General features: G+C 63.3%; 19 protein-coding genes and 1 pseudogene. 11 read left to right on the forward strand and 9 right to left on the reverse strand.

What is annotated here, in order from left to right:
* Window positions 1-127 precede the first annotated feature (127 nt).
* From C7G61_RS05360 to C7G61_RS44495, 3 genes are all read right to left on the reverse strand, one after another.
* On the reverse strand, window positions 128-1,501 hold the full coding sequence (locus tag C7G61_RS05360) for a sensor histidine kinase (protein ID WP_108513052.1): 1,374 nt from the start codon (window positions 1,499-1,501) through the stop codon (window positions 128-130).
* A gap of 98 nt (window positions 1,502-1,599) precedes the next feature.
* Window positions 1,600-2,271 carry a response regulator transcription factor gene (locus C7G61_RS05365; protein ID WP_108513053.1) on the reverse strand — a complete coding sequence of 224 codons (672 nt, stop codon included), beginning with the start codon at window positions 2,269-2,271 and terminating at the stop codon, window positions 1,600-1,602.
* A gap of 286 nt (window positions 2,272-2,557) precedes the next feature.
* Window positions 2,558-2,710 carry a hypothetical protein gene (locus C7G61_RS44495; protein WP_190241678.1) on the reverse strand — a complete coding sequence of 51 codons (153 nt, stop codon included), beginning with the start codon at window positions 2,708-2,710 and terminating at the stop codon, window positions 2,558-2,560.
* A gap of 259 nt (window positions 2,711-2,969) precedes the next feature.
* Between C7G61_RS44495 and ku the strand changes: the two genes are divergently transcribed.
* Together ku and C7G61_RS05375 are read left to right on the forward strand one after the other, a co-directional pair.
* Window positions 2,970-3,962 carry a non-homologous end joining protein Ku gene (ku, locus tag C7G61_RS05370; RefSeq protein WP_108513054.1) on the forward strand — a complete coding sequence of 331 codons (993 nt, stop codon included), beginning with the start codon at window positions 2,970-2,972 and terminating at the stop codon, window positions 3,960-3,962.
* A gap of 36 nt (window positions 3,963-3,998) precedes the next feature.
* Entirely contained in the window at window positions 3,999-4,235 is a 237-nt protein-coding gene (locus tag C7G61_RS05375) for a hypothetical protein (RefSeq protein ID WP_108513055.1), read from the forward strand.
* A gap of 8 nt (window positions 4,236-4,243) precedes the next feature.
* Here C7G61_RS05375 and C7G61_RS05380 read toward each other — a convergent pair whose 3' ends face one another.
* Complete coding sequence (locus tag C7G61_RS05380) at window positions 4,244-4,447, reverse strand: hypothetical protein (protein ID WP_108513056.1); 204 nt, start codon at window positions 4,445-4,447, stop codon at window positions 4,244-4,246.
* A 21-nt stretch (window positions 4,448-4,468) separates the two neighbouring features.
* Window positions 4,469-4,633 (reverse strand): Flp family type IVb pilin, encoded by a 165-nt coding sequence (locus tag C7G61_RS05385; RefSeq protein WP_108513057.1) that lies wholly within the window; start codon window positions 4,631-4,633, stop codon window positions 4,469-4,471.
* Between the two features lie 255 nt (window positions 4,634-4,888).
* Here C7G61_RS05385 and C7G61_RS05390 point away from each other — a divergent pair, with 255 nt between their 5' ends.
* The 5 genes and pseudogenes from C7G61_RS05390 to C7G61_RS05410 all read left to right on the forward strand — a co-directional run bounded on the left by C7G61_RS05390 (window position 4,889) and on the right by C7G61_RS05410 (window position 12,867).
* Window positions 4,889-6,634 (forward strand): thiamine pyrophosphate-requiring protein, encoded by a 1,746-nt coding sequence (locus tag C7G61_RS05390; RefSeq protein ID WP_274542261.1) that lies wholly within the window; start codon window positions 4,889-4,891, stop codon window positions 6,632-6,634.
* A gap of 33 nt (window positions 6,635-6,667) precedes the next feature.
* Window positions 6,668-7,380: pseudogene (locus C7G61_RS05395) on the forward strand (type 1 glutamine amidotransferase).
* A 143-nt stretch (window positions 7,381-7,523) separates the two neighbouring features.
* Window positions 7,524-11,231 carry a GAF domain-containing protein gene (locus C7G61_RS05400; protein WP_244608133.1) on the forward strand — a complete coding sequence of 1,236 codons (3,708 nt, stop codon included), beginning with the start codon at window positions 7,524-7,526 and terminating at the stop codon, window positions 11,229-11,231.
* 2 nt (window positions 11,232-11,233) lie between these two features.
* The gene (locus tag C7G61_RS05405; RefSeq protein ID WP_108513059.1) at window positions 11,234-11,623 is read left to right on the forward strand and encodes a response regulator; all 390 of its coding nucleotides are present in this window, start codon (window positions 11,234-11,236) and stop codon (window positions 11,621-11,623) included.
* Window positions 11,620-12,867, forward strand: coding sequence for an adenylate/guanylate cyclase domain-containing protein (locus C7G61_RS05410; protein WP_108513060.1), 1,248 nt, complete (start codon window positions 11,620-11,622; stop codon window positions 12,865-12,867). Before C7G61_RS05405 ends, C7G61_RS05410 begins: the two co-directional genes overlap by 4 nt.
* A 10-nt stretch (window positions 12,868-12,877) precedes the next feature.
* Here C7G61_RS05410 and C7G61_RS05415 read toward each other — a convergent pair whose 3' ends face one another.
* The 3 genes from C7G61_RS05415 to C7G61_RS05425 form a co-directional block, all read right to left on the reverse strand.
* Window positions 12,878-14,452, reverse strand: coding sequence for an MDR family MFS transporter (locus tag C7G61_RS05415; protein WP_108513452.1), 1,575 nt, complete (start codon window positions 14,450-14,452; stop codon window positions 12,878-12,880).
* A 183-nt stretch (window positions 14,453-14,635) separates the two neighbouring features.
* Window positions 14,636-15,763 (reverse strand): M12 family metallopeptidase, encoded by a 1,128-nt coding sequence (locus C7G61_RS05420; RefSeq protein WP_202975753.1) that lies wholly within the window; start codon window positions 15,761-15,763, stop codon window positions 14,636-14,638.
* A 184-nt stretch (window positions 15,764-15,947) separates the two neighbouring features.
* Complete coding sequence (locus C7G61_RS05425; protein ID WP_108513062.1) at window positions 15,948-16,463, reverse strand: YcgN family cysteine cluster protein; 516 nt, start codon at window positions 16,461-16,463, stop codon at window positions 15,948-15,950.
* A gap of 284 nt (window positions 16,464-16,747) precedes the next feature.
* Between C7G61_RS05425 and C7G61_RS05430 the strand changes: the two genes are divergently transcribed.
* The 3 genes from C7G61_RS05430 (at window position 16,748) to C7G61_RS05440 (ending at window position 20,381) form a co-directional block, all read left to right on the forward strand.
* Window positions 16,748-19,033 carry a transglycosylase domain-containing protein gene (locus C7G61_RS05430; protein WP_108513063.1) on the forward strand — a complete coding sequence of 762 codons (2,286 nt, stop codon included), beginning with the start codon at window positions 16,748-16,750 and terminating at the stop codon, window positions 19,031-19,033.
* Between the two features lie 152 nt (window positions 19,034-19,185).
* A complete protein-coding gene (locus tag C7G61_RS05435) occupies window positions 19,186-19,764 on the forward strand; it encodes a DUF1214 domain-containing protein (RefSeq protein ID WP_108513064.1) in 579 nt (192 codons plus the stop codon).
* On the forward strand, window positions 19,761-20,381 hold the full coding sequence (locus C7G61_RS05440) for a DUF1254 domain-containing protein (RefSeq protein WP_108513065.1): 621 nt from the start codon (window positions 19,761-19,763) through the stop codon (window positions 20,379-20,381). The genes C7G61_RS05435 and C7G61_RS05440 overlap by 4 nt, the downstream gene beginning before the upstream one ends.
* Window positions 20,382-20,470: 89 nt before the next feature.
* On the opposite strand, the gene C7G61_RS05445 is transcribed toward C7G61_RS05440, so the two are convergent.
* Window positions 20,471-21,322, reverse strand: coding sequence for an MBL fold metallo-hydrolase (locus tag C7G61_RS05445; protein ID WP_108513066.1), 852 nt, complete (start codon window positions 21,320-21,322; stop codon window positions 20,471-20,473).
* A gap of 93 nt (window positions 21,323-21,415) precedes the next feature.
* Here C7G61_RS05445 and C7G61_RS05450 point away from each other — a divergent pair, with 93 nt between their 5' ends.
* Entirely contained in the window at window positions 21,416-22,276 is an 861-nt protein-coding gene (locus C7G61_RS05450; protein ID WP_108513067.1) for a LysR family transcriptional regulator, read from the forward strand.
* Window positions 22,277-22,362: the final 86 nt, after the last annotated feature.

Below are 22,362 nucleotides of genomic sequence, written 5' to 3' on the forward strand. Positions count from 1 at the left end.
GGCAAAACGCGTCCACCGCCGATCTTAGAAGTGGGCGCGTTAAGAAGTCGTTTAGGAATAACCAAATCAACCTCAGGCATTGAAGGATGCCCTCCCCCCACCCCAGGTAATCAGCCGGGCGAGGCGTTCAGACCCCCGGCAGCACCAGTTCCGCCCGCAACCCGCCGATCGGGGCGTCGCCCAGGGCAAGGCTGCCGCCATAGAGGCCGGCGAGATCGACCACGATCGAAAGCCCGAGCCCGGAACCCGGCTTGGACTCGTCCAGGCGCTGGCCGCGCCGGGACACCTGCGCGCGCTCGGCGGCGGACAATCCGCGGCCATCGTCATCGACAATGATCCGCAGCCGGGGCCCGGCACGGGGCTCCGACGGCGGCTCCACCCTCACCTCGATCAAGACCTGCGAGGCCGCCCATTTGCAGGCATTGTCGACCAGATTGCCGGCCATCTCCTCGAGGTCCTGGCGCTCGCCGCGGAACTTGGCTTGCGCATCGGCCTTCACCGCGATCGTGATGCTGCGATCCCGGTGGATCTTTTCCATGGTCCGCCGCAGCGCCTCGATGGCGGGCGCGACCTCCGTGACGGTGCCGACGATGGTGACGCGCGCGGCGATGCGCGCCCGTTCCAGATGATGCGCCACTTGATCCCGCATCACATCGGCCTGCTCCAAGACCTTGCTGGCAAAGGAATCTACCGCGTGGGCGGAAGCCTCGTTGACGATGACGGAGAGCGGCGTCTTGATGGCGTGGGCGAGATTGCCGACATGGGTACGTGCGCGCTCGACGATCTCGCGGTTGGCGTCGATCAGCGCGTTGGTCTCGCGCGCCAGAGGCGCGATCTCGACGGGAAACTCGCCTTCCAGCCGTTCGGCGCGGCCGGAGCGGATGTCGGCGATCGATTCAGAAATGCGCTTGAGCGGCGCCAGCCCGAAGCGGACCTGGAAGATCGTGGTCAGGAGCAGCACGATGCCGAGCGCTGCGAAGGTGCCGCCGAGATAATAGTCGAAGGCGCGGATTTCGTCGAAAATCTCCGATGCGTCGCCGGCCACGCTGACCAGGAACTTGCCGTCGGCGCCGAGGTCGACCGGCCGCTCGACGACCCGCAGGCTCTGACCCTCGGGCCCGTCGACGTAACCGAGACGGATGCCGGCGGGGGTCAGCTCAGCGCCGATCTCCTCGAGCTTCGGCAGCTTCTTGTCCCACAGCGAACGCGACGCCCGCGTCTCGGCCTTCTCGTCGGTACGGACGATCTGCCAGTACCAGCCGGACAGCGGCAATTCGAACAGCGGCTCGCCGAGCGACTGGAACTGGTGGTCGGGCGGCTCGTCCGGGGTCGCGACCTCGGCGATCAGGGTGCGGAGATAGAGGTTGAGGCGGCGGTCGAAGGCGCGCTCGGTCGCGTTGCGATAGACCGACGACAGGATCACGCCCGTTATGACCAGGATCACGACCACCCACGCGGTCGCCGACAGGAACAAGCGCGTGGCGAGCGAGCTTCCACGCATCAGGGCACGATCCAGAAAAGCATGTCTTTAAGGCCTCGACCCGAAGGATGGAGACCAGCCTTCGGATGGGGGCATGCTCGAATTAAACAACGAGCAAATCAAGTCCCGGGCGACGGCGGCGTCAGCAGATAGCCGAGCCCGCGCACGGTCTGGATAATGTCGACCTCGAGTTTCTTGCGGATGCGGCCGACGAACACCTCGATGGTGTTGGAGTCGCGGTCGAAGTCCTGATCGTAGAGATGCTCGACCAGTTCGGTGCGCGACACCACGCGCCCGGTGTGATGCATGAGATAGTCGAGCAAACGATATTCATGCGAGGTGAGCTTAACCGAATTACCGTTGACGGTAACCTTGTTGGTACGGGTATCCAGCGAGACCGGACCGCAGGTCAGCTCGGATTGGGCGTGACCGGCGGAACGGCGCAGCAGCGCGCGGATCCGCGCCAGCACCTCTTCGAGGTGGAACGGCTTGGCGACGTAGTCGTCGGCGCCGGCGTCAAATCCCTGCACCTTGTCGCTCCAGCGGTCGCGCGCGGTGAGGATCAGGACCGGCATCGCGCGGCCGCCGCGGCGCCACGCCTCCAGGACCGAGATGCCGTCCATCTTGGGTAACCCGATGTCGAGCACAACGGCGTCATAAGGTTCGCTGTCACCGAGGAAATGCCCCTCCTCACCGTCGAACGCGCGATCGACCACATAACCGGCATCCGTCAAAGCCGTCGTAAGCTGACGGTTGAGATCCGGATCGTCCTCAACAACGAGCAGGCGCAAGCTGGCCTCCAAAAGTGAGCCCTACGATATCAGGTCTCAAGATGAGGCTAAACGGCGTGAACGGGCCATGAACGAGGGGCATGGGGCAAAGTTACTTTTTCGTCATCGCGCTTTTCGGGCGGCCGGGCATGGCTGCGAGCCGAACGCCTAGCATGGCCAATTGACTGACCCAAGGGGGTTATAAGGGGGGCCCGGCAGGCCGCTTGCGCGACAACTTCCGAAAAGGCGGGACAGCTTCCCGTCCGCGAGCGACGGGCAAGTCCGATCGCGTCGCCCGGTCAGTCGCTCAGGTGCGGAAGAATACGAACCAGACGATGCCCAGGATCAGAACCGCGAGCCCGGTCGAAACCGTCAGGAGCGCGAGCACCGACGGGCCGGGTTCGGCCTGGCGCGCCTCGGTTGGGGTTTCGACGATCTGGCCATGTCGTTGCGTTGCCATGGGGACCTCTTCGAGTAAGTGCCTGTAATGCCAGCGAATGCTTCGACACCGCCGGCTGAAGCAACGCATGATCGGAAGCGATGTTCCGGCCCTTCGGGCCGTGCCGCGCGGCAGCAGCATCCAAAAGGTCGCAGGCCTGCCGCAGAACGGGGCCGTGCAGCATTAACGCCGTTGCGCGATTCCCTGCCCCGCCGTGTTTGAGAGGCGGCGATCCGATGGTATCCTCACCGGTCGTCTGTCGCGTCTTCGGAGTATCCCTATGGCCCCCCGCGCCAATTGGAAGGGTTTTCTGCGCCTTTCGCTCGTGACCTGTCCGGTCGCCCTCTATCCGGCGACGTCGGACACCGAGAAGGTCTCGTTCAACCAGATCAACCGCAAGACCGGCCATCGGATCAAATACGCCAAGGTTGACGCCGACACCGGCGAGGAAGTCGCCAACGACGACATCATGAAGGGCTACAAGGTCGACACCGACACCTACATCGAGGTGACGAAGGACGAGCTTGACGAACTCGCGCTGGAGTCGACCCGCACCATCGAGATCGACGAGTTCGTGCCGAGGGCCGATATCGACAGCCGTTACGTGATCCGCCCCTACTACCTCGTGCCGGACGGCAAGGTCGGCCACGACGCATTCGCGGTGATCCGCGAAACCATCCGCAACATGGACAAGGTCGCGATCGGACGCGTGGTGCTGACCAACCGCGAACACATCATCGCGCTGGAGCCGCTCGACAAGGGGCTGATGGGAACGCTGCTGCGCTACCCCTACGAAGTCCGCAGCGAGACGGAATATTTCGAGGATATCCAGGACGTGAAGATCACCAAGGATATGCTTGATCTCGCTAAGCATATCGTCGAGCAGAAGTCCGGATCGTTCGAGCCTGAACAATTCGAGGACCGCTACGAGCAGGCGCTGATCGACCTGATCAATCAGAAGCGCAACGGCCTGAGCACCACGGCGAAGGCTGCCCCGAAAACCACCGGCAACGTCATCAACCTGATGGATGCGCTCAAGCGCAGCCTCGCCAGCGAAAAGCAGGCCACCCCTGCCGCCAAGGCCCAAGAAAAGGGTCAGGCCAAGGGCAAGAAGCCGAAGAAGGCCGCCGCCGGCCAGCGCGAGATGCTGTTGCCGATCAGCGGCGGCGGCAAACGCGGCGCCAAGGAGACGGCCAAGGAAACCGTTAAGGAAGCGCCGAAGAAGGCGGAGAAGCCGGCGCGATCAGCCGCCCGTACCAAGAAGGCCGGATGATTGGGCAAGGAGCGCGATAGCATCTTCTAGCGCGCGATGCCCTGGTCAACCCCGTTCGATGACCCGATAGCGCTTCGCGGCGGAGGCAGGCTCGCGACGCTGCAGCAGGCCGCCGACCACGTCATGGCATTGCCGGAAAAAGTGCAGCACGAGGCGCACTGGCAGATCGCAGTCGAGAATCTGATCAATGCGGCGGAGACCGGCGGCGGCTGGCTGATGTTCGCACGCATCGCGATGATGCGGGCGCTCAATGCGGACGGGGAAGACAAATAGCGCCGGTTTCAATCTCCGCCGCCGTCCCCGTCCCCGCTGCCAAGGTCCAGCCCGCCATTGCAACTGCCAGACGAGCGGTCGTTGACCATCCAATCGATCAGCAGGGCTGCGACCAATATCGCGTAGAATACGCGCCACGGATTCTGCTGCACATAGGCCAGGATTGGTGGCCCCCAGGTCACCAACGTTGGCCCAAACAGCAGCTCTTGCATGATGCCAGCGCGGCCTTACCGCTATTTGAGCGAGGTGCTGACGTCGGTGAATTTCGTGTTGAGCACACTGCCGATGCCATTGACGGCGGTAACGATCACGATGCTGATGCCAGCCGCAATGATGCAGTATTCGATGGCGGTAGCACCGCATTCATCATCGACAAATCGTGCTATTAATCGACGCATGACAAACTCCTACCGACGCTCCCCGAATTCTCCCGCGCCATACTGGTTAAACTCTAGGTCGGAACGGTTGAAGAGGCCTTGACGAACAGACTGAACGATTGATTAAGGCGGGCGAAGAATCTGTGCCCCGGAATCATACGGGTGGGCCGCCGCGGCGTTGAATAAGGGACCGGGCACAACGGCCGATCCGAAAGTCGTTCTCAGAAGTTACGCTGGGCGCGGAACCGAACGAGCCCGTCAGGCGGCAAAACGCATATCAGCACTTCCGCACGCACGCGCCGCGCGCTTTACCGCGCGGTAAAATCCTGCTCCAACTGTCACAACTCGGCCGGACCGAACCGGCCTGCAATCCAGGGGGAGACCGTCATGAAGCTCGGCGCCGCCATTGCGGAAATCATGAAGCGGGAGGGGATCGAAATCCTCTGCGGCTACCCGGTCAATCATCTCATTGAATATGCCGCCAATGCCGACATCCGCCCGGTGATGGTGCGCCAGGAACGCATCGGCGTTCACATGGCGGACGCGATCTCGCGCGTCACCTCAGGGCAATCGATCGGCGCGTTCTGCATGCAGCACGGGCCCGGCGCCGAGAACGCGATGGGCGGCGTGGCGCAATGTTACGGCGAATCGGTGCCCGTGCTGGTGCTGCCGATGGGCTATGCGCGCCGCCTCGCCAATATCGACCCGAACTTCAACTCCAGCCAGGCGATGAAGGCGTTCTCGAAATCGTCCGAGCCGATCAACATCGCCACTGAGGTCTGCAACATTTTCCGGCGCGCGTTCACCAAACTGAAGAACGGCCGCGGCGGGCCGGTCATCGTCGAAATCCCGGCCGACATGTGGAACGAGGAAGTGCCGGAACCGCTGAACTACACGCCGGTGCTGCGCACCCGCTACGGCGCGGATCCCCTGCATGTGAAGGAAGCGGCGGCTCTCCTTGTCGCGGCGAAGCGCCCGGTGATCTATGCCGGCCAGGGCGTGCATTACGCCAAAGCCTGGCCGCAGCTCAGGCGGCTGGCCGAGCGCCTCGCCATCCCGGTCACAACCAGCCTTGGCGGCAAATCATCCTTTCCGGAGACGCATCCGCTGTCGCTGGGGTCGGGCGGCCTCGCCGTGCCGCGCGCGGTGCCGAAATTCCTGGGCGAAGCCGACGTGATCTTCGGCATCGGCTGCTCGTTCACCGAGACGTCATTCGGCATCGCCATGCCCAAGGGCAAGACCATCATCCATTCGACGCTCGACCCCAACCATCTCAACAAGGATGTCGAGGCCAAAATCGGCCTGGTCGGCGACGCCGGGCTCGTGCTCGACGCGCTATTGGAAGAGATCGTCAAGACCGTTACGACGGATCGCGACGCGACGGCAGTAGCCGCCGAGATCGCGGCCTCGCACAAGGAGTGGCTGGCGAAATGGATGCCGAAGCTGACGCATAACGATGCGCCGCTGAACCCCTACCGCGTGCTGTGGGATCTGCAGCATACCGTCGACATCAACAACACCATCATCACCCATGATGCCGGCAGCCCGCGCGACCAGCTCTCGCCGTTCTGGAAATCGGTCGAACCGCTCTCTTATATCGGCTGGGGCAAGACCACGCAGCTCGGCTACGGCCTCGGCCTTGCCATGGGCGCCAAGCTGGCAAAACCCGACAAGCTCTGCATCAATGTCTGGGGCGATGCCGCGATCGGCTTCACCGGCATGGATTTCGAAACCGCGGTGCGCGAGCGCATCCCGATCATGTCGATCCTTTTGAACAATTTTTCCATGGCGATCGAATTGAAGGTGATGCCGATCTCGACCGAGAAATACCGCTCCACCGACATTTCCGGCGACTACGCGGCGATGGCGCGCGCGTTCGGCGGCTATGGCGAACGGGTGTTGAGGCCGGAAGACATCATCCCCGCCATCCAGCGCGGCATTGCGAAGACCAAAGAAGGTGTCCCGGTGCTGCTGGAATTCATCACCAGCAAGGAGACCGAGGTGTCGCGGCCGGGGACCTGAGGAGCGACGCAACAGATTACCGGATACCCGCTCATGCCGCGTATTACGATCCTGGAGACCGGACTGGTCAGCCCGAAAAACCGCGAGCTCCACGGAACGTATCCGCAGATGTTCGAGCATATGTTGGCGCTGCCGACCCCTCCGTCACGTTCAATACCGTCAGCATTGCCGCCGGCGAGCCGCTGCCTGATATCGGCGGGCTGGAGGCGATCCTCATCACGGGATCGCCGGCCGGCGTCTATGACGGGCTCGAGTGGATCGCGCCGCTCGAAGAATTCGTGCGCACAGCAAATGAGAGCAAGGTGTCCATGGTCGGCGTCTGCTTCGGTCATCAACTGATCGCGCAGGCGTTGGGCGGCACGGTGCGCAAGTCGGAGAAAGGTTGGGGGCTGGGAAGGCACGTCTACGACGTAGCGGCCGGCAATGGCCTGATCGAAGGCACGCACATCGCGCTCGCCTGCTCGCACCAGGATCAGGTCATCACGCCGCCAGCGGGCGCCCAAACGATCCTGTCCTCGGATTTCACGCCGCATGCCGGGCTGCTCTACGCCGGCGACACCACGTTTTCGGTGCAGGCACATCCGGAATTCACCATCGGCTTCGCGCTGGCCTGCTGCGAGATGGTGCGCAGCAAGGGCGATGCGCCTGACAGCCTCGTCGCAGCTGCAAAGGGCTCGCTTGCCGAGCCGCTGGAAAACGCCAGGCTCGGGGGCGCGATCACGCGTTTCCTCACGCGATCAAGGTGACGTGAGATGGGCGACCGGGCAGAAAGGCTGCCTTAAGACCTCCATGAGCGCTGGCTCTAACGCTTCCGGGATGAAATAATCTGACTGGAACCGGGGCAAGGCGGCCTGTTTGGCCCTGCCCGCGCGTCAGGCACGGTGTCGGAATGGCGACGTTTCCCGAGGACATGTCGGTCGCGATCGATGAGTTGGGGTCAGCCATCGCCGAAGTGGAGTCGCGCCTCGAATCCGCGCGCGCCGAACGCGATGAGGCGAAGGCGCGCCAGATCGAACTTGAGTTGGAGAATGCGGGGCTGCGCCGCGAACTGGCGCTGGCGCGCGACCAAAATGAGCGGTTGTTCAGCGAGACACCCGAGGCACTGGAGCGGCAGACCGCCACGGCCGAAATCCTGAAGGTGATCGCCTCCACGCCCTCCGATGTGCAGCCGGTATTCGAGGCTATCGCGTCGAGCGCCAAGCGCCTGCTTGGCGGATTTTCGACCACGGTGCTGCACTTCATTGACGATGAGCTTCACCTCGTAGCCTACACGCCGACCAGTCCCGAGGCCGATGAAGCGCTAAAGTCCTCCTTCCCGCGGAAGCTTGCGGAATTCCCGACCTTTGCACTGGTCCGCAACGGCGAGACCGTCCAGTTCGCCGACACCGAAGCCGAAGAGGTGCCGGAAGCGAACCGCGAATTGGCCCGGCTGCGCGGCTTCCGCAGCGTGTTGTTCACGCCGCTGATGAACCGCGGTACGTCCGTCGGCATGATCAGCGTGACCCGCGCCGAACCCGGCGCCTTCGCACCCCATCACGCGCAGCTGTTGCAGACCTTCGCCGACCAGGCCGTGATCGCGATCGAAAACGCGCGGCTGTTCAACGAGACGAAGGAGGCGCTGGAACGGCAGACTGCCACCGCCGATATCTTGAAGGTGATCGCCTCCTCGCCCTCCGACGTGCAGCCGGTGTTCGATGCGATCGCGCACAGTGCCAACCGCCTGATCGGCGGCTTCTCGGCCGCTGTGTTCCGCTACAGCGACGGAAGGATTCATCTGGCTGCCTTCACGCCGACCGACGCGCAGGGCGATGCCGTGCTGCAATCCTCGTTCCCGGTCCCGCTCGCCGAGTTTCCGCCCTACCAGCTGACGCGCGAGGGCGCGCCGGCGGAGCTGCCCGATACCGATCTCGAACCGGCGGCGCGCGACATCGCGCGCGCCCGCGGCTATCGCAGCATGCTGTTCGCGCCGCTGATGAATGACGGCGAACCGGTCGGCATCATCACGGTGACCCGCGTCGCGCCCGGCCCGTTCGGCGAACAGCACGTCCGCCTGCTGCAGATGTTCGCCGACCAGGCCGTCATCGCGATCAAGAACGTCGGACTGTTCAACGAGGTGCAGGCGCGGACCAATGATCTCAGCGAGTCCTTGCGGCAGCAGACGGCGGTCGGCGACGTGCTCAAGACCATCAGCCGCTCTACCTTCGACCTGCAGCCGGTGCTCGATACGCTGGTGAATTCGGCGGCGCAGCTTTGTGACGCCGATATGGCCTTCATCATGCGCCGCGTCGGCGACGAGTATCGGGCGGGAGCCGCCGTCGGCTACACCGAGGCCTATATCGACTTCCTCACGAATCATCCGCTGCCCGTTGACCGCGGCACGGTTACCGGCCGCGCTGTGCTCGAGAGTCGCCCGGTCCAAATTGCGGATGTCGTGGCTGATCCCGAATACACACTGCATGAAACGACCACGCTGGCCGGCCAGCGGACGACCCTTGGCGTGCCATTGTTGCGCGAGAGCGAACCGATCGGGGTGATCGTACTGGCGCGCAAGCGGGTCGAGCCGTTCACGCAGCAGCAAATCGATCTCGTCGCCACCTTCGCCGACCAGGCCGTGATCGCGATCGAGAATGTGCGCTTGTTCAACGAGGTCCGGCAGCGCACCCGCGATCTCTCGGAAGCCCTTACCTACCAGACCGGCAGCGCCAATATCCTCCGCGTCATCGCGTCCTCACCAACCGACGTCGGACCGGTGCTCGACGCCATTGTCGAGAGTGCCTGCGAGCTTTGCGACGCCAATGATGCTATCGTGTACCTGAAAGAAGACGATCATCTCAGCTACAAAGCACATCATGGCCCAATACCCGTCATATTTGGCGAGAAGCGCGCGATTAACCGTGATTATGTCGCCGGACGCTCGGTTGTGGACAAGATGCCGATACATGTGGGCGACGTGTTTTCGGAGGACGGCAGCGAGTTTCCGGAAGCCCGAGAGCTGTCGCGAAGCGAAGGCATTCGCAGCATATTGAGCGCGCCGCTGCTGCGCGAGAACGAAAGCATCGGCGCGATCTTGCTTAGACGTACGGAGGTGCACCCGTTTACCGACAAACAGATCAGCCTGCTTCAGACCTTTGCCGACCAAGCGGTGATCGCCATCGGCAATGTCCACCTGTTCGAGGAGGTGCAGGCAAGAACGCACGAACTGACGGAATCCCTGCAGCAGCAAACTGCCACCGCTGACGTACTTAGGGTGATCAGTGCTTCGCCCGGTGAGCTTGAGCCGGTGTTCCAGGCCATGCTGGAAAACGCGGTGCGCCTCTGCGAGGCGAAGTTTGCGATGCTGCGCCTGTTGGAGGGCGATCAATTTCGTGCGGTCGGCATGTGGAATTTGCCTCCCGACTACAGCGAATTCCTTGCGCAGAATCCCATCCGCATCAACGCCAAGATTCCGCTGGGCCGCCTCGTGAACTCGAAGCAGCCGGTTCACGTCCATGATGTCCTGCAGGATGAGTCCTATCTTGAGCGCTATCCGGGCATGATCGCTCTCGCGGAGATCGGCGGCGCCCGCACGCTACTGCAAGTGCCCATGCTCAAGGAGGGTCACCTCGTCGGCAGCATCGGCATCTACCGTCAGGAGGTCCGCCCCTTCACCGACAAGCAGATCGCGCTGGTGCAGAATTTCGCCTCCCAGGCGGTGATCGCGATCGAAAATGCCCGGCTCCTTAACGAGCTGCGCCAACGTACCAGCGAACTATCAAAATCCCTTGACGACCTCCGTACCGCGCAGGACCGCCTGGTGCAGACCGAAAAGCTCGCTTCGCTCGGCCAGCTCACCGCCGGCATCGCGCATGAGATCAAGAACCCGCTCAACTTCGTGAACAATTTCGCCGCCCTCTCAGCCGAATTGACCGAGGAGCTGAACGATGTCCTCAAGCCGGCCGAGATCGCCGAAAAAGTCCGCGCGGAAGTCGACGAACTGACGGGGCTTTTGAGGGACAACCTTGCCAGAGTCGTGCAACACGGCAAGCGCGCTGATTCCATTGTCAAGAACATGCTCCTGCATTCGCGCGAGGGGGGCGGCGAGCACCGGCTGTCCGACATCAACGCACTGGTGGATGAGAGCCTCAACCTCGCCTATCACGGCGCCCGCGCCGAGAAGCCGGGATTCAATGTAACGCTGGAGCGCGACTTAGATCCCGCCGCGGGCCAGATCGACGTGTTGCCGCAGGAGATTACCCGCGTGTTCCTCAACCTGGTCTCCAACGGATTCTACGCCGTGACCAAGCGCCGGAAGGAAGGCGGCGAGCCTGGCTTCGAGCCGACCCTGCGGGCCAGCACCAGAAGCCTCGGCGATGCCGTCGAAATCCGCATCCGCGACAACGGCACCGGCATTCCGCCCGAGGTGAAGGAGAAGATGTTCAACCCTTTCTTCACCACCAAGCCGGCCGGCGAAGGGACCGGTTTGGGACTATCGATGAGCCACGATATCATCGTGAAACAACATGGCGGCACAATTGACGTGGATACTGAACAAGGCCATTTCACCGAATTCCGCATCGTGTTGCCGCGAACAAGCAATTTTGCAGAATCTAGAGGATAGCCGTGAGTGTTCTGGTTCTGGTTGTGGATGATGAGCCCGACGTGGAAGCGTTGTTCCGCCAGCAATTCCGCCGCGATCTGCGCGCGCAGCGTTTCGTCATGGACTTCGCCAGTTCCGCGCCGGATGCGCTGGCGCGCGTCGGCTCGACCATCGAGCATTCGCTGATCCTGGTCCTGTCCGATATCAACATGCCCGGCATGACGGGGCTGGAAATGCTGCCGAAGATCAAGGAAATGCGGCCCGAGGTGCCGGTCATCATGATCACGGCCTATGGCGATGCCGACACCAGGCGCAAGGCACTCGAGAACGGCGCAACTGGCCTTCTGACCAAACCGATCGACTTCGTGACGCTGCGTCAGGAGATCGATGCCAGGCTCGAGCAAGCCGCATGACCGCAACAATCCTCGTGGTCGACGATGAGCCGGATCTGGAGGCGTTGGTCCTTCAGAAATTCCGACGGCAGGTTCGCGAGGGTTTGGTCAGCTTCATGTTTGCGCGTGACGGGCTCGAGGCGTTGCAGTCGCTAGAAGAGCATCCGCACGTCGACTTGGTGGTCGCCGACATCAACATGCCACGAATGGACGGCTTGTCGCTGCTCGCCAAGCTGCAAGAATCCGAGGACAAGAAATCTACCATTATCGTGTCGGCCTACGGCGACATGAGCAACATCCGCACCGCGATGAATCGCGGCGCATTCGACTTCCTGACCAAGCCGATCGATTTCGCCGATCTCGAAGCGACGATCGACAAGACGCTGCGGCACATCGAAATGCTACGCGAGACACGTCGCCGTCAGGCGGAAGCCGAGCGCGCCCATGCTTCGCTCTCCCGCTATTTCTCGCCCGAGCTCGCCAAGCGGCTTGCGTCCAGCGTGGGCGACAGCACGGAGGTAACTTGGCGCCACGTTGCGGTCATCTTCACCGACATAACCGGCTTCACCTCGCTCGTGGAGACTGCCGCGCCCGAACTCCTTGGGGAACTGCTCAACCAATATGTGGCCGGAATGACCGACGTCGTCTTCGCGCATGAGGGGACCGTGGCAAAGGTGATCGGCGATGCGATCGAGGTACTGTTCAATGCGCCCAGCGACCAGCCCGACTATGCGACGCGCGCAGTCGCCTGCGCGCGGGAGCTCGACGCATGGGGGGAGGCGTTTCGCGAACGGTGGAAGGCGAGAGCCGTGAATTTCGGCGCCACCCGCATCGGCGTTCACGCCGGCCCTGCACTGGTCGGCAATTTCGGGGGCGGCCGCTTCTTTGACTATACTGCTTACGGCGACACCATCAACACGGCGGCGAGGCTTGAAGCGGCGAACAAGTTTCTCGGCACCCGGATCTGCGTCAGCGCGACAATTGCAAACGCGGTAGAGAATTTCAGGGGCCGACCGGTCGGCGATCTCATGCTGCGTGGGCGCAGCGAACCATTGCGCGCTTACGAGCCCTTATCGGCAGCGAGTTTCGGGGCGCCGGCGACATCGCAGTATGGCGAAGCTTTCGCCAAGCTTGAGGCCGGTGATCGCAATGCAATGCCGGCCTTTGCTGCACTTGTCGGCTCACACGCCGAGGATCCTCTGGCCAACTTTCACCTAAAGCGGCTGCTCAACGGCGCGAAGGGTGTCCGTATGCAGCTTGAATAGCCAAGCAGCCCTACTCCGCCATTTCCGCCGGCGTCGCGGGGCCGGCCAGCGGCCGTTCCTCCATGAGGATGATGCAGAGCGCGGCACAGGCCAGCAGCGCGGTGGCGGCGCCGAACACGTAGCGGAACGCGATGATCATGTCGGCGACCGGAATCGCGTTCGCCGGCCCCCGGTGTTCGCCGAGCGAGATGCCCGCGCCCAGCGCCATCAGGAGGATCGCGCTGAAGGCGGCGACCATGAACGACGACATCAGCGAGCGGAAGAAATTCATCGCACCCGTCACAGTGCCGATCTGCGCGCGCGCCACCGCGTTCTGCAGCGAGACCACGCTGACCGGGAATGTCGTGCCGAGCCCGAGCGCGAACAGCGACAGCACGACCAGCAAGCCCCACAACGGCAGCGTCGTCACGGTCAGCACCGCACCGAAGATCGCCGCCGCCGAAGTACCCGCGATCGCCACGCGCTTGTAGTGTTTGGCGCGCGCCATGGTCCGTCCGGCGATCGCCGCACCGCAGGTCGAAACCGCGGCGAGCGGGATCAGCGCAAGCCCCGCTTCGCTCGCGGTCAAATGATAGACGACCTCGTAATAGAGCGGCAGGTGCACGGTCAGCGCGGTGATGGCGCCCAGCGCGCAGCCGCCGGCCGCCATCGCGTAAGGCACCACTGTTCCACTCAGCAGCGGCAGCGGCAGAAACGGCTCCTCGGCATTGCGCGCGTGCCAGACGAAGGCGAACGCCAGCGCGACAGCCGCGCCGATCATCGCCATGATCGCCGGCGACAGCCAGGCATACCGGTTGCCGCCCCAGCTCAGCACCAGCATGACGACGACTGCAGACGCCATCAACAGCACGCCGCCGAGCCAGTCCACCTTGCGGCGGCGATGAAACACGGGGATCTTGCCCATCTTCGGCAGCAGCAGAAACAGCGCGCCGACCGCGAGCGGCACGTTGATCCAGAAAATCATCGACCAGTGCAGATGCTCGGCAAATACGCCGCCGAGCACGGGACCCATCAAGCCTGCAGCCATCCAGACACCGCTGAAATAAGCCTGATACCTGCCGCGCTCGCGCGGTGAGACCACATCGGAGATCACGGTCTGCACGACCGGCATGATGCCGCCGCCGCCGAGCCCCTGCAGGCCGCGCGCGACGATCAATACCGGCATGTTCGGCGCCACCGCGCAGAGGATCGAGCCGACCGTGAACAAGACAAGCGAAACGGTAATCATGACGCGGCGGCCGTAAATGTCGCTCAGCGTGCCGAACACAGGTGCTACCGCCGTCGAGGCCAGGAGATAGGCCGTGATGACCCAGGACAGGTTGCTGACGTCGTCGAACTGGCGGCCGATGGTCGGCAGCGCCGTCGCCACGATGGTCTGGTCGAGCGCGGCCAGGAACATCGTCAGCAACAGACTCATCAGGATGGTGCGAACCTCGTCGGGGCTCAAGGGCGCAGGTGGCGCAAGCGGCGGTGCATCGCTGACATCGATGACCTCTGTCGTGATGCGCGATAGTTCGCTGCCGATATCGTCAGGCAATGTCGTCTGGTCGGCAGGCTCGCGGTCCTGCCGTTGGTGCTTGTTCATGTCCGACGTAATATTGTTCTGCGCGGCCAAAACCGCCGAGATGGAATCACCGTATCGCACGCATCTTAGAGGGTAAATTTCCCTTGCGGCAGACGTTTGCGCGCATGGGAGCATCCCGCGAAGGCACCATCGCAATCCCGTGATCGTACGGGACGATACGGTCCCCGTAGGAAACTGGACCCTCTAGGAGTACACCAGCGATACTTCGCCGGTGGGACCGGGGTGCACCAGACGAAGTCGCACGACATACTGACGGCCTCTGAAGAGCTTGTGGCTGATCGCAGCGTTTCGCTCTTCGCCGCTATCGTCGTCGCCCGAGACATAGCGCGGCATACCGTCGATGACTTCGTACAGGACAAGCGTCGTGTCCGACGCCCCCTTGGTCTCGATCGTGTACTTCCTGGACGACGCCGGTTCGATGACGAAGTCGATCTGCTTGCCGGCGTCGAGCGAGACGACCACGGGCTTTGACGCGTGCAGCCTGTCCGGTGACTTTTTCAGCGGTGGATACCATTTGCGGACCCATTTCTTGTCGGCCGCCGACAGCGTTCCCGGCGGAAACAGACCTTCGGTCTCATACCGCTTGGGCTCGGCGATGAGGCCCGGGTCGAATTCATATTCCATGATCGACTTCGGATCCCATTTCGATCCCTGTACCTGCTCCAGCGAGAGTTTCTGCAGAATGTTGTCAAACGTCTCCTTGCGAGTCCACTCGTTGGGCGGCGCTTCGAGATTCTTGTAGACCGCCTCCTCGTGCCATTTGATTCCGGCAAATGGATTCTGGTGCTCATGCTCCATGCCGAGCACATGGCCGATCTCGTGCAGCGCGGTCGAGCGGCCTTCCTTCGTGGTGAGGCTCCAGCCATAGACCGTCGTCGGCTGGGTCAGCGGATCGTTCAGCACTTCACGGCCGACACTCGAATAGGAGCCGCCGTCCTTTACCGAATAGCCGATCCGCACCTCGGCTTCCCTGAGTTCCTTCACCTCCTTGAACTGCAGCCCGATTCCAACGCGCTTCCATCGGGCGAAGGCGTTGCGGATCGCGGCCGCCTGCCGTTTCGGAACGGCGAAATGCCCCGACGTGAAGAAGCAATAATGCAGTACCGTTCCGTTCATCCACTTCGATTGCGAGACCATGATCGAACGCGCGCGGATCGGATCGGCCATTACGGTGGCGCTGAGGGGGCGAACCGTACGCGGCGCCAGCGCACACAAGCGCATGGCAGATTTCGTGACAGGAACGGCAGATTTCTTTTTGGCTGTCTTCTTGTCGGCCGGGTTCCGGGTCTTCCTGGCGTGAGCACGCGGCATGTCGGCTCCCCCTCAAAATTCATCCTTGAAAATCAGTCTGTCAAAAATACAAGCCAAGGTAGCGTCCGGGCCAAGTCAAATCAAGGCGGGGTCAGCCGGCCTGCGCGAGCACGTCCGAAATTGTCCGTCATCCGCGGAGGGTCCGGCGCACCACGTCAGCGCCTGCCGTTCACGGCGGCCACACTCAAGCTTTGGGCCGCTTCTTCAGCCGCGCCCGGTTCGGCAACAGCGCCGGCCATTGCACAATATGGTCTTCGAGGTCTTCGTCCGGAATCTCGTCCTCGGTGCCCAGCACCCTGCCGCGCACCGAAACCCCGGCTTCATGCACGGTGTTGGGGTCCCCCGAAATCAGCGGGTGCCACCAATAGAGATCGCGTCCCTCCGCGACCAGTTTGTAGCCGCAGCTCGGCGGCAGCCAGTTCAGGGTGCGGACGTTCTCGGGCGTCAGGCGGACACAATCCGGAACCTTGTCGGAACGGTTATGGTAGTCCTTGCAGGCGCATAGGCCGGAATCCAGCAGCTTGCACGAAACATGGGTGAAGTAGATTTTCCCGGTATCCTCGTCCTCGAGCTTTTCCAGGCAGCAGCGCGCGCAGCCATCGCACAGGCTTTCCCATTCGGCGCTGGACATTTCCTCCAACGTCTTGGTTTTCCAGAAGAATCCCTCCTGGCTGGAAGCTCGCTTGGGCGGTGCGGTCATGAAGTCGGTTGGTCTACGGCTCGAGTTCGGTTGCAACCCTTCTAGGAGGTCCGGTGACAGGGGCGCAAGCCGGCTGACTACGGGCACAAAAAAGGGTGGGAACGCGTTAGGGCTGACCACCAAAATGGTGAGCGAGAGCATTGGTTTATAGCCCCCGCTCGGATAGAACAATTGCGAGTCCCCAAGCGTCCTAAAAGCGCCTTGGGTTTGCCGCAACAACAAAGCATGACGTCTCGATAGCGCCCGACCGGGCGCCCGAGCGTTTCGAACGATCAAGGGTCCCGGTGCGCCAGATCCTACCTCCGCAGTGGAATCAGAAGATCCGGAACTTCCTTCTGGATCTGGATGCGCGCATCGATTCGACGCTGTTCTCGTCGGGCAAGGGCCTGCGCGAGTTGTACGAGCGCTACTCCACCTTCATGGACCGCTTCTATGTCGGCCGCTGGAAGCGCTGGGTCTTCATCGAACCGTTTTCGGAAGCCGCCACGATCGGCCTCGGCGGCCTGATCCTGATGCTGGCGCTCGCGATCCCCGCGTTTCGCGAAACCGCCGATGACGACTGGCTGAAGAAATCCGATCTCGCAGTATCGTTCCTCGACCGCTACGGCAATCCGATCGGCAGCCGCGGCATCAAGCACAATGACTCGATCCCGCTGGAAGACTTCCCGGACAATTTGATCAAGGCGACGCTCGCCACCGAAGACCGCCGCTTCTACGACCATTTCGGCATCGACTTCCCCGGCACTGCGCGCGCCCTCGTCACCAACGCGCAGGCCGGCGGCGTGCGCCAGGGCGGCTCCTCGATCACGCAGCAATTGGCGAAGAACCTGTTCCTGAGTAACGAGCGCACCATCGAGCGCAAGGTGAAGGAGGCGTTTCTGGCGGTCTGGCTGGAGACGCGGCTGACCAAGAACGAGATCCTCAAGCTCTATCTGGACCGCGCCTATATGGGCGGCGGCACGTTCGGCGTCGACGGCGCGGCGCATTTCTACTTCAACAAGTCGGCGCGCGACGTCAATCTCGCGGAATCCGCCATGCTGGCCGGCCTGTTCAAGGCGCCGACCAAATACGCCCCGCACATCAACCTGCCCGCCGCCCGCGCCCGCGCCAACATCGTGCTCGACAACCTCGTCGATGCCGGCTTCATGACCGAAGGGCAGGTGTTCGGTGCGCGGCGCAATCCGGCGATGGCCGTCGACCGCCGCGACGAAAATTCACCGAACTATTACCTCGACTACGCCTTCGAAGAGATGCGCAAGCTGGTCGACACCTTCCCGAAATCCTATGTCGAGCGCGTCTTCGTGGTCCGCACCGCGATCGACATGAACGTGCAGCGCGCCGCCGAGGACGCGGTCGAAAACCAGCTCCGCCAGTTCGGCCGCGACTATCATGCGACGCAAGCCGCCACCGTGGTCGCCGATCTCGATGGCGGCGTCCGCGCCATGGTGGGCGGCCGCGACTACGGCGCCAGCCAGTTCAACCGTTCGACCGACGCCTACCGGCAGCCGGGCTCCTCGTTCAAACCCTATGTCTACACCACAGCGCTCCTGAACGGTTACAAGCCGTCATCGATCGTGGTCGACGGTCCGGTCTGCATCGGCAACTGGTGCCCGCAGAACTATGGCCACTCCTATTCCGGCTCGGTGACGCTGACCCAGGCGATCACCCGCTCGATCAACGTCGTGCCGGTAAAGCTGTCGATTGCGCTCGGCGGCAAGTCGCCGAACCCCGCCAAGGCCGGCCGCGTCAAGATCACCGAGGTGGCGCGGAAGTTCGGCCTCACAGCCCCCCTGCCGGATACGCCGTCGATGCCGATCGGCTCCGACGAAGTCACTGTGCTTGAGCACGCGGTCGCCTATGCGACGTTCCCGAACAAGGGCAAATCCGTAAAGCCTCACGCGGTGCTGGAAGTGCGCACCGGCGCCGGCGATCTGGTCTGGCGCTTCGACCGCGACGGCAAGAAGCCGGTGCAAGCCATTCCCGCCTCCGTCGCCGCCGACATGGCGTGGATGATGAGCCACGTCGTCAGCGAGGGCACCGCCCGCCGCGCCGCGCTCGACGGCATTCCGACCGCGGGCAAGACCGGCACCACCAACGCCTACCGCGACGCCTGGTTCGTCGGCTACACCGGCAACTTCACCTGCGCGGTCTGGTACGGCAATGACGACTACTCGCCGACCAACCGCATGACCGGCGGTTCGCTGCCCGCGCAAACCTGGCACGACATCATGCTCGTCGCCCATCAGGGCGTCGAGGTGAAGGAAATCCCCGGCATCGGCATGGGCACGAAACTGCCGCAGCCCGCCCAGCCTGCCAACGTCGCGGCCAACAGCGCGGCACGGGTGCTGGAGACCAAGCCGGGACCGCCGCCGGTATTGACCAAGCGCGGCGCGGATATTCTGGTGCGCGTCGAAAAGCTGCTCGACGAGGCCGGCAAGACCGCGGGCAAGACCTCGTCCAACGATCAGAAGCAGCCCGCCAAGCCGGTCACATCAGGCGCGCTGGCCTTCCCCGAGAATTATATCGCAGCCGCTGGCGACCAGCCTGCACCGGCGCAGCGGAAGAATTAAAAGGCATGATCCGGCAGAATGTTAACCGGCTTTCCTCGGAAGAGATGCGAGGCGTCTGCGCCGACATGCTCACACCAAAAGAAACGCTTCAGGTTTCGGATGAAGCCGGTTCAACCGGAATCTGATGCCGTGAGACTTCGGAGCACTGGCCCGTGCGGCTGATCTTCATCATCTTGCTGGCGTTGGCGCTTGCCACGGCCGTCGGTCTCGGCTCGACCTATATGACGGCGACGCGCGGCACCGATCTCGGCACGCTCACGATCGGCGCCTGGACCGCGCGGCCCAAGAGCGGCACCGCCGAGGTCGATCCCTATTCGCGCGCCTCGATTGCCCGCAGCGGCGAACTGCCGATCGGCACCGGTGACGGCATCGCCTTCTCGGCCACGTCGGACGACAAGAACAAGCCGCTCGACGGGCGCTGCGACGTGGTTGTCAGCGGGGTGACGCCGGCGGCCCGGTTCTGGACGCTGACGCTGTTCGACCGCAAGGGGCATCTGGTCGCCAATTCGCTGCAGCGCTACGGCTTCACGAGCCAGGAGATCGTCCGCGGCTCCGACGGCGCGTTCGAGATCCGCGTGGCGGCGCGGTCGCGGGCCGGAAACTGGCTGCCGACCGGCGGCATCGAGCGCTACGCGCTGATGCTGCGGCTCTACGATACGCCGGTTGGCGTGGCGACGCGGACGCAGCGCGACGCGCCGATGCCTTCCATCACGACGGTAGGCTGCCCATGATCCGGTTGGTATTCACCATCATCGCGGGCGTGCTGCTGGGCGGCGTGGTGCATCTCGTCAGCGTGCTGGCGCTGCCGCGCATTGCCACCCAGGACGCCTATTCGCGGTTGACGCCGATGACCAAAGAGAACGCCGTCACGGCGCTGCCGCTCGCCGAGCCCAACAACGCGCCGATGCCGTTCATGGACCCGGCCTTTGCGGTCGCGATCTGCCGCTATGACCTTACCGGCGGACCGATCAAGCTGACGGTGCCGGTCAGCCAGGCCTATACCTCGGTGTCGTTCTACACGCGCAACGAGGTCGCCTACTACGCCATCAACGACCGCTCGGCCGGCCGCAAGGTGATCGAACTCGACCTGATGACGGAAGAGCAGCATTCCGAGTTGCCGGAGGATGAGGAAATCACCGCCGCCGACCGGCTGATCATCGACTCCCCCACCGCGACCGGCCTGATCGTGCTGAAGGCCTTGGCGCCGGAGCCCGGCTTGATGCCGCAGGCGCAGGCTTCGCTGGCGGCATCGCGTTGCACGGTGCAGACCGAACCTGTGCCGGCCAAGCAGCCCGAACCGGCGGCGCCTCCCCCACCCCCTGCGCCGGCGCCACGGTCCAAGCGCTGATCACGGCATCGAGCGATACACCGCAGAGCCCAGACACAAAATCGCGAAAACAACCCCATGCAAAGTAGAATAGGCCCGGCTCGCAGCACTCACGTAGCGTGAGCCGGCACTTCCAGGTGCTGGCCGCAGCGGCAATTCTCGTAGTCCACGGGATCGTGGCTATTGAAGATGGTCACCTGATCACCGTAGTTTGCCCTGAGCGTCCGTAGCCGTTCCTGGTTTTCGATACGCATGGCGCGATCCATGTCGCCGCGGCGCTGAAACAGGCCGAGCACCAGCGGCATCCGCGGCGACGCCTGCATCTGGCCGTGGAAGAAATAGGCATCGCCGGCGTGCAGCAGCCATTTGTCCCCGCTCCGCACGGCGATGCCGCAATGGCCTGATGTATGGCCCGGCAGCGGGATCATCAGGACATCGGGCTCGCGATCGCCTAGCGCGCGCACGCCCTTGAAGCCGAACCAGTCCTCGCCGCCTTCTCCGTAGAACGCCCATTGCGGACCATGCTGCCATTGCGCGGTGATGTAGCGGCCCTTCGGTGCCGGCGTCCGGCGCGTTACCGCCATGTCGTATTCGCGGCGATGGACGTGCACTTTTGCATTCGGAAAATCCGGAATGCCGCCGGCATGATCGCGGTCGAGATGCGTCAGCAACAGGTGCCGCACGTCGCTTTTGGAATAGCCGAGCGTCTCGACCTGCCGCACGGCGGTCTCGGCCGGATCGAGCCGCGGCGTCGTCTGCCGGACCCATTTGGGCCCAAGCCGCGGCGGGTTGGCGATGTCGTCCAGGCCGATGCCGGTATCGACCAGCGCCAGCCCGTCATTGGTCTCGATCAGCAGGCAATGACACACCATGCGCGCGCGCTGAAAAATGCTGCCGGTGCCGTTCACCAGGCGCCGGCCGATCGGGCACATGGTGCCGGTGTTGAGATGGTGGACGCGCATGACAAGGTCTCCTTCGAGGTCAGGCGCCCTGCTTGCCATTCGGCACACCATAGGTAAAATATCAATATCTGATATTATCAATAGAAGCAGCCTATGGATATTCGCGAACTCCGCTATTTCGCGGCCGTGTTCAGGGAGCGCAACCTGACGGCGGCGGCCAAACGCTGCTTCATCTCGCAGCCCTCGATCTCTGCGGCGATCACCAACCTGGAAGCCGAACTCGGCACGGCGCTGTTCATCCGGCACAAGAAGGGCGTGGCGCCGACGGAAGCGGCCGAACAATTCCACGCCGTGGCCCGCCGCATCATCGACGAGGCCGACGCCGCGAAAAACCTGTTTCGAAAACCTGCGACGCGGAACGCGCTGACGCTCGGCCTGATGCGCACGCTCGACCGGCCGCGAACCATCGCGCTTCTGAAGCCGCTGACCGGGACTTCCGACATCGCGCTCCGCCTCGTCGGCGCCGATGAGCCTTCGGACGCGCGGATCGTCTCCAAAAATCTGCTGCGCGCCGACGAGCATTTCGTTCCGCTCTGGGTCGAGCGCTACGTCGCGGCCCTGCCGCCCTCGCATCCGCTGACGCTGAAGGAGCGGCTGCGCACCGCGGACCTCGCCGGCGTCGCCATGATCGATCGCTGTCATTGCGAGCAGAGCGAATTCTTCGGCCGCGCCGCACCGCCGTCACGCCAGCCCGCGGCGATTGCCGAATCCGAAGACTGGGCGATGGCGCTGGTTGCCGCCGGTGTCGGGATTGCCATCGTTCCCGAAGGCGTGGCGCGCGCCAATTCCGATGTCGCCGTGCGCGAGATCGACGTCGATGTGAAACGCGAGGTGGGGCTCGCCTACAGCGCGGCACGGCCGCCGTCTGAGGCCTTGCAGAATTTTATCGCAAAACTGCAGCGGCAACGGCCCAAAGCAGCCCGCGCCAAATCGGCGAGCAAGACCGCGCGCTAGGGCGTGTACTCACAAGACGAGAGATGTCTGCTTTTGAGGTCACTCCGAAATTTCGCCTTTTGACCCGACCCGGACATTCTTTGATC

The sequence above is a fragment of the Bradyrhizobium algeriense genome (genome assembly GCF_003062295.1).
GTDB lineage: Bacteria > Pseudomonadota > Alphaproteobacteria > Rhizobiales > Xanthobacteraceae > Bradyrhizobium > Bradyrhizobium algeriense.

What these genes read in the sequence shown, in the direction of transcription:
- C7G61_RS05375 (WP_108513055.1), top strand. Translation starts at nt 3,999, where the DNA reads ATGCCCTGGTCAACCCCGTTCGATGACCCGATAGCGCTTCGCGGCGGA.
- C7G61_RS05410 (WP_108513060.1), top strand. Translation starts at nt 11,620, where the DNA reads ATGACCGCAACAATCCTCGTGGTCGACGATGAGCCGGATCTGGAGGCG.
- C7G61_RS05415 (WP_108513452.1), bottom strand. Translation starts at nt 14,452, where the DNA reads ATGAACAAGCACCAACGGCAGGACCGCGAGCCTGCCGACCAGACGACA.
- C7G61_RS05385 (WP_108513057.1), bottom strand. Translation starts at nt 4,633, where the DNA reads ATGCGTCGATTAATAGCACGATTTGTCGATGATGAATGCGGTGCTACC.
- C7G61_RS05425 (WP_108513062.1), bottom strand. Translation starts at nt 16,463, where the DNA reads ATGACCGCACCGCCCAAGCGAGCTTCCAGCCAGGAGGGATTCTTCTGG.
- C7G61_RS05450 (WP_108513067.1), top strand. Translation starts at nt 21,416, where the DNA reads ATGGATATTCGCGAACTCCGCTATTTCGCGGCCGTGTTCAGGGAGCGC.
- C7G61_RS05400 (WP_244608133.1), top strand. Translation starts at nt 7,524, where the DNA reads ATGGCGACGTTTCCCGAGGACATGTCGGTCGCGATCGATGAGTTGGGG.
- C7G61_RS05420 (WP_202975753.1), bottom strand. Translation starts at nt 15,763, where the DNA reads ATGCCGCGTGCTCACGCCAGGAAGACCCGGAACCCGGCCGACAAGAAG.
- C7G61_RS05440 (WP_108513065.1), top strand. Translation starts at nt 19,761, where the DNA reads ATGATCCGGTTGGTATTCACCATCATCGCGGGCGTGCTGCTGGGCGGC.
- C7G61_RS05445 (WP_108513066.1), bottom strand. Translation starts at nt 21,322, where the DNA reads ATGCGCGTCCACCATCTCAACACCGGCACCATGTGCCCGATCGGCCGG.
- C7G61_RS05380 (WP_108513056.1), bottom strand. Translation starts at nt 4,447, where the DNA reads ATGCAAGAGCTGCTGTTTGGGCCAACGTTGGTGACCTGGGGGCCACCA.
- ku (WP_108513054.1), top strand. Translation starts at nt 2,970, where the DNA reads ATGGCCCCCCGCGCCAATTGGAAGGGTTTTCTGCGCCTTTCGCTCGTG.
- C7G61_RS44495 (WP_190241678.1), bottom strand. Translation starts at nt 2,710, where the DNA reads ATGGCAACGCAACGACATGGCCAGATCGTCGAAACCCCAACCGAGGCG.
- C7G61_RS05360 (WP_108513052.1), bottom strand. Translation starts at nt 1,501, where the DNA reads ATGCGTGGAAGCTCGCTCGCCACGCGCTTGTTCCTGTCGGCGACCGCG.